The organism is Methylobacterium gregans (genome assembly GCF_022179245.1).
GTDB lineage: Bacteria > Pseudomonadota > Alphaproteobacteria > Rhizobiales > Beijerinckiaceae > Methylobacterium > Methylobacterium gregans.
On record NZ_BPQM01000050.1, the window covers coordinates 1 to 5,310 of the forward strand.

General features: G+C 70.9%; 6 protein-coding genes. 5 read left to right on the forward strand and 1 reads right to left on the reverse strand.

Features of this window, described 5'->3' with window-relative positions:
- The 4 genes from MFF54_RS11190 to MFF54_RS11205 form a co-directional block, all read left to right on the forward strand.
- Positions 1–1,614: copper-translocating P-type ATPase (locus MFF54_RS11190; RefSeq protein ID WP_238302850.1), on the forward strand; the 1,614-nt coding region annotated here is incomplete at its 5' end.
- Between the two features lie 8 nt (positions 1,615–1,622).
- Complete coding sequence (locus tag MFF54_RS11195; protein WP_238302851.1) at positions 1,623–2,357, forward strand: DUF4396 domain-containing protein; 735 nt, start codon at positions 1,623–1,625, stop codon at positions 2,355–2,357.
- Between the two features lie 72 nt (positions 2,358–2,429).
- Entirely contained in the window at positions 2,430–3,737 is a 1,308-nt protein-coding gene (locus MFF54_RS11200; protein WP_238302853.1) for a multidrug ABC transporter ATPase, read from the forward strand.
- Positions 3,738–3,927: 190 nt separating this feature from the next.
- Positions 3,928–4,119, forward strand: a complete 192-nt coding sequence (locus MFF54_RS11205) for a hypothetical protein (RefSeq protein ID WP_048463383.1) — start codon at positions 3,928–3,930, stop codon at positions 4,117–4,119.
- A 16-nt stretch (positions 4,120–4,135) separates the two neighbouring features.
- Here MFF54_RS11205 and MFF54_RS11210 read toward each other — a convergent pair whose 3' ends face one another.
- On the reverse strand, positions 4,136–4,537 hold the full coding sequence (locus MFF54_RS11210; RefSeq protein ID WP_238302855.1) for a MerR family transcriptional regulator: 402 nt from the start codon (positions 4,535–4,537) through the stop codon (positions 4,136–4,138).
- Between the two features lie 100 nt (positions 4,538–4,637).
- Between MFF54_RS11210 and MFF54_RS11215 the strand changes: the two genes are divergently transcribed.
- The coding region (locus tag MFF54_RS11215) for a cation transporter (RefSeq protein ID WP_238302856.1) at positions 4,638–5,310 on the forward strand (673 nt) is incomplete at its 3' end.

Consider the following 5,310-nt stretch of genomic DNA (forward strand, 5'->3'; position numbering starts at 1 on the left):
CGCGCCCGCGAGAGCACCGGTGGCGCGCTCCGCGCGCTGCTCGACCTCGCGCCGAAGACGGCCCGGCGCATCCACCCCGACGGTACGGACGAGGAGGTGCAACTCGACGCCATCGGCGTCGGCGACCGTCTGCGCGTGCGCCCCGGCGAGAAGGTGCCGGTCGACGGCGCCGTCGTGGAGGGCCGCAGCTCGGTGGACGAGAGCCTGGTGACGGGGGAATCCATGCCCGTCGGCAAGGAGGTCGGCGCCACCGTCATCGGCGGCAGCCTCAACCAGTCCGGCTCGCTCGTGGTCGAGGCGACCAAGGTCGGGCGCGACACCATGCTGGCCCGCATCGTCCAGATGGTGGCGGAGGCGCAGCGCTCGCGCGCGCCCATCCAGCGCCTCGCCGACCAAGTCGCCGGCTGGTTCGTGCCGGCGGTCATCGGCGTGGCGGTGCTCGCCTTCGTCGCCTGGATGGCGTTCGGGCCGGAGCCGCGCTTCACGTTCGCGCTGCTTGCGGCGGTCGCGGTGCTCATCATCGCATGCCCCTGCGCGCTCGGCCTCGCCACGCCGATGTCGATCATGGTCGGGGTCGGCCGCGGCGCCCAGGCCGGGGTGCTGGTCAAGAGCGCCGAGGCCCTGGAGCGCATGGAGCGGGTCACCACGCTGGTGGTCGACAAGACGGGGACGCTGACGGAGGGCAAGCCGGCGGTGACGCGGGTCGTGGCGGCGACAGGCTTCGACGAGGATACCGTGCTGCGCCTCTCGGCGAGCGTCGAGCGGGCGAGCGAGCACCCGCTCGCCCTGGCCATCGTGGCGGCCGCCGGGAAGCGCGGGATCGCGACCTCCCCCGTCGAGGATTTCGACAGCCCGACTGGCAAGGGCGCGCTCGGCACCGTCGAGGGCCGGCGCGTGGCCCTCGGCAACGCCGCCTTCCTGCGCGAGCAGGGCGTCGATGTCTCGGCCCACGCGGCCGAGGCCGACGAGCTCCGGCGCGAAGGCGCCACGGCGATCTTCGCGGGCGTCGACGGGCGCGTGGCCGGCGTCATCGCCATCGCCGACCCCGTCAAGGCGACGACGCCCGAGGCGCTCGCCGCGCTTCGGGCCGAGGGCATCCGGGTCGTGATGCTGACCGGGGACAACCGCACGACCGCCGATGCCGTGGCGCGCCGGCTCGGCATCGAGGAGGTCGAGGCCGAGGTGCTGCCCGACCGGAAGGCCGCCGTGGTCGAGCGCCACAAGGCCGCCGGTGAGGTCGTCGCGATGGCCGGAGACGGCGTGAACGACGCTCCCGCGCTCGCCGCGGCGGACGTCGGCATCGCCATGGGCACGGGCACGGACGTGGCCATCGAGAGCGCCGGCCTGACGCTGCTCAAGGGCGACCTCCTCGGCATCGTGCGGGCCCGGCGCCTGTCGCGGGCGGTGATGGGCAACATCCGCCAGAACCTGTTCTTCGCCTTCATCTACAACGCCGCCGGCGTGCCGGTGGCGGCGGGCATCCTCTACCCGTTCCTCGGTATCCTGCTCTCGCCGGTCATCGCGGCCGCGGCGATGGCGCTGTCCTCAGTCAGCGTGATCGGCAACGCCCTGCGCCTGCGGGCGACGAAGCTCGATCCCTCGTCCGCCCGCTAGGAGCCTCCATGTTCCCGACCTGGCTCCACGCCCTCGCCGTCGCGTCCCTGCTGCTGGGGGCGGCGTGCGCCCTGCTGCTGTCGGTGCAGGTCATCCGCCACCCGCAGCACATGACCGTGATGAACGTGGTCTGGCCGGTCAGCGCCCTGTTCGGAACTGTCGCCGTGGTGTGGGCCTACTTCCGATACGGACGCCTCGCCACGATGGAGGCGCACCACCACGCCAAGGATCGGGGCGAGGAGCCGCCGAACATGACCGGCACGCCGTTCCCGGTGATGGTCGGCAAGGGCGCGCTCCACTGTGGCAGCGGCTGCATGCTGGGCGACGTCGCCGCCGAGTGGCTCGCCTTCCTGGTGCCGGCGGTGGCGGTCTGGTTCGGCTGGCACTCCCTGTTCGAGGAGAAGATGTACGCGGTCTGGGTGCTGGACTTCGTCTTCGCCTACGCGCTGGGGATCGTGTTCCAGTATTACGCCATCGTGCCGATGCGGGGGCTCTCCCCTGGCGAGGGCCTCGTGGCGGCCGTGAAGGCGGACACCGCCTCGCTGATCGCCTGGCAGGTCGGCATGTACGGTTTCATGGCCTTCGCGCAATTCTACCTGTTCCCGCACCTCGCGGGGCAGCGGGCCCCGGTGAACTCGGTCGAGTTCTGGGCCGCCATGCAGCTCGCCATGGTCGCGGGATTCCTGACCAGCTACCCCATCAACTGGTGGCTCGTCGGTTCCGGCATCAAGGAACGCATGTAGGCCGGCACGGCCTCCCATCCGGCTTGATTGCGCGGCGGGACCTGTTCCGCCTGTATCCACCTTCCCGTCGCGGTGCCATTGTTGTTTACGCCCATCGTCGTCCACGACCTGATCCACCGTGTCGCCGGCCTCGACGGACCCCACGGCCATTGGTGGATGGAGCTCGTGTCGGTCCTTGCTCTCGTCGTGGCGCCGGCCTGGACGGGGTGGATGGCGCTGCGCCTCGCCTGGCGCACGCTGCGCGAACGGCGCCGGCGCGGCGCGGGAAATCCGGAAGAGTGGCGCCTTGAGCGCTACGTCCTGCGGGCGACGCTGCGCCCGCAGTTGCGGCTGCTGCTGCTCTCGCTCCTGACGCTGCCGGCCGCGTGGCTCCTCCTGGAGATCCCCAAGCACATCATCAACCACGCCCTCTCGGACGCGGAGGGCGACGGCCATCCCGGGATGGCCTTCCTCGGGCTCGAACTGGGACGTGTCGAACTCCTGTTCGCACTGTGCGCGAGCTACCTCGCCGTGCTGACGCTGGGCGGCCTCGCCAAGTACGCGGTCAACCGGACGCGCGGCGGCCTCAACGAGCGCCTCGTGCGCCGGTTGCGCCTCGCCGTCTTCCGGCGTGCCCGTGGGGAGCGGTCTCCCGAGCGCCGCGCCGCGCTGGCCGCCGTCGCCGTGCAGGAGGTCGAGCCCATCGGCTACGCCGGCGCAGGCCTGGTGGCCGTGCCCCTCGTCCAGGGCGGCACGCTTCTGATCAGCCTGGCCTTCCTACTCCTCCAGGATGCCGCCCTGGCGCTGGCCGCGTTGGTGATGCTGCCGGTGCAGCTCACGCTCCTGCCGCGGCTGCAGCGGCGCCTGAACGCCAAGGTGCGTGAGCGGGTGCACGCGACCCGGACGCTCGGCGGCCTCCTGACCGCGCCTGAAGCCGGGACTGCGGAACATCCCCCGGTCCTCCTCCGGCAGATGCGCCAGGCCGAGGCGCTGGAGCGGGTGCGCGTCGAGATCGCCGATCTGAAAGGCCGGCTCAAGGGCCTCTACAACTACACGTCCAACCTGACGCCGTTCTTCTTCTTCTCGGTCGGCGGCTACCTTGTCATCCAGGGCCGGCTCTCGCTCGGGGCGCTGGTCGCCGCACTCGCGGCCTACAAGGAGATCTCGCCGGCCCTGCGGGAGCTGTTCGACTTCGCGCAGGGCTGGTCGGACGCACGAGCCAGGTTCGAGGAGGTAACCAGGGCGCTCAGCTTCCTCGGCTCGCAGGGCTGGTCACGCATTCCTGGCCTAAACGCTGGCGTCGCGGTTCAATCACAGAGGAATTTCGCCTCCTTACCGGTTGGGTCGAAGTTGTCGCTCGGCTTACGCTTATGCGGGCGCCGCGGATCCCCTTTTTTCTAGCCGCGCCTGGACGAAGCGTCGGCTTTTTGGTGTACATCTGCCAGCCTTCGTAATTACTTCGCGGTGGCAGGTCGGGCTTTCATCTCACCGCAAATCCGCCTCCCGGTTTTTGAGGCGGAGCTAGTGCCTAGCGGGCGTAGTTTCGGCGCAATCGTGACAAGCCTCCACTTTAGGAAATGCCGAGCTGGTGATGAAGGAACGCCATTCCTGGGGCCAGAGGAACGCGGGACGTCGCCGTCGCGTCAGGCCGCATGTCCGGACCGCCGCGCGCCGAGCCTTCGTCGCGATCACGGTCGCTGTCCTCGCCGTCGCGTGCTGCGGGTTCGTGGCCAAGGGGCTGTTCGAGAGCCGTGTGCTGATGCCCCCCTACGTCGCTCGCTGACCTGGGCTCAGGTCCCTCACGCGGGCTCACCCAACGGCGACAGGGCCTCGATGATGCGGCAATCCGCAACCGACCCGCAGCCGCACTGGCCGATGACCTCGCGCAGTTCCGAGGCGAGCCGGGTCAGGTCAGCCAACTTGCGCTCCACGTCGGCGAGATGGGCACGGGCGATGGTGTCGACCTCGCCGCAGGAGCGATCCCGGTCGTCCGCCAGGGCGAGCAGGTCTCGGATCTGCTCCACGGTGAAACCCAGGGCGCGACCGCGGCGGATGAAGCTCAGTCGGCGCAGGTGCTCGGGCCCGTAAAGACGGTAGTTCCCGCTCGACCGCGCCGGCGGGGGCAGCAACCCCACCTTCTCGTACCACCGGACCGTTTCGACACGGGTCTGCGTGGACTCCGCGAGGCTGCCGATGGTCATGGAAGAGGCGGTGCGCACGGCCTTGACCCTGTAGTGACTACAGGGTGCATGTAGGGGGCCTTCCCAGTCCGGACCAGGAGCCCGGCGAACGGAGCGCACCATGGACCAGGCCGCCGGCGCGGACCGCACATCCTTCCCCACGAACGGACCGCAGGCTCTGCGCTACAGGGTCAAGGGCATGGACTGCCCGACCTGCGCCGGGAAGATCGAGACCGCCGTCTCCCGGCTGCCGGGCGTCGCGGACGTGCGCGTGAACTACGGCAGCCAGATCCTCGACCTCGCACTCGATGAGGCCGCGACGCCGAGGACCGAACTGGAGGGGCGGATCGAGCGCCTGGGCTACGGCGTCGCGCCGCTTCCCACGGCCGCGGACCTAGCCATGGTCCAAGCCTCGGGCGGCGCCCCGCCCGCCGAGACCGCGGAGGAGCCCGAGCCGCCGCTCTGGCGAACCCGGAAGGCGCTGCTCGGCATCCTGATCGGCGCCCTGTTCGCCGCCGGCTTCCTGGTCGAGCGGATCGCGCCGGGCGTGGCGGGCGAGTACGCCTACTGGCCAGGGGCGCTTGTCGGCCTCGCCTATTACGGCCGCCGCGCGGCCGTGGCGGCGTTCGCCGGCACGCCCTTCTCCATCGAGATGCTGATGTCGGTCGCGACCGCGGGGGCGCTCGCCATCCACGCCGCCGAGGAGGCCGCCATCGTCGTGCTGCTCTTCACGGTCGGCGAGATGCTGGAGGTCGTGGCCGCGGGCCGGGCGCGGGCCGGCATCAAGGCGCTCG

Bases quoted from the DNA above. Each gene is read 5' to 3' on its own strand.
- MFF54_RS11205 (WP_048463383.1), top strand. From the start codon at position 3,928: ATGAAGGAACGCCATTCCTGGGGCCAGAGGAACGCGGGACGTCGCCGT.
- MFF54_RS11210 (WP_238302855.1), bottom strand. From the start codon at position 4,537: ATGACCATCGGCAGCCTCGCGGAGTCCACGCAGACCCGTGTCGAAACG.
- MFF54_RS11195 (WP_238302851.1), top strand. From the start codon at position 1,623: ATGTTCCCGACCTGGCTCCACGCCCTCGCCGTCGCGTCCCTGCTGCTG.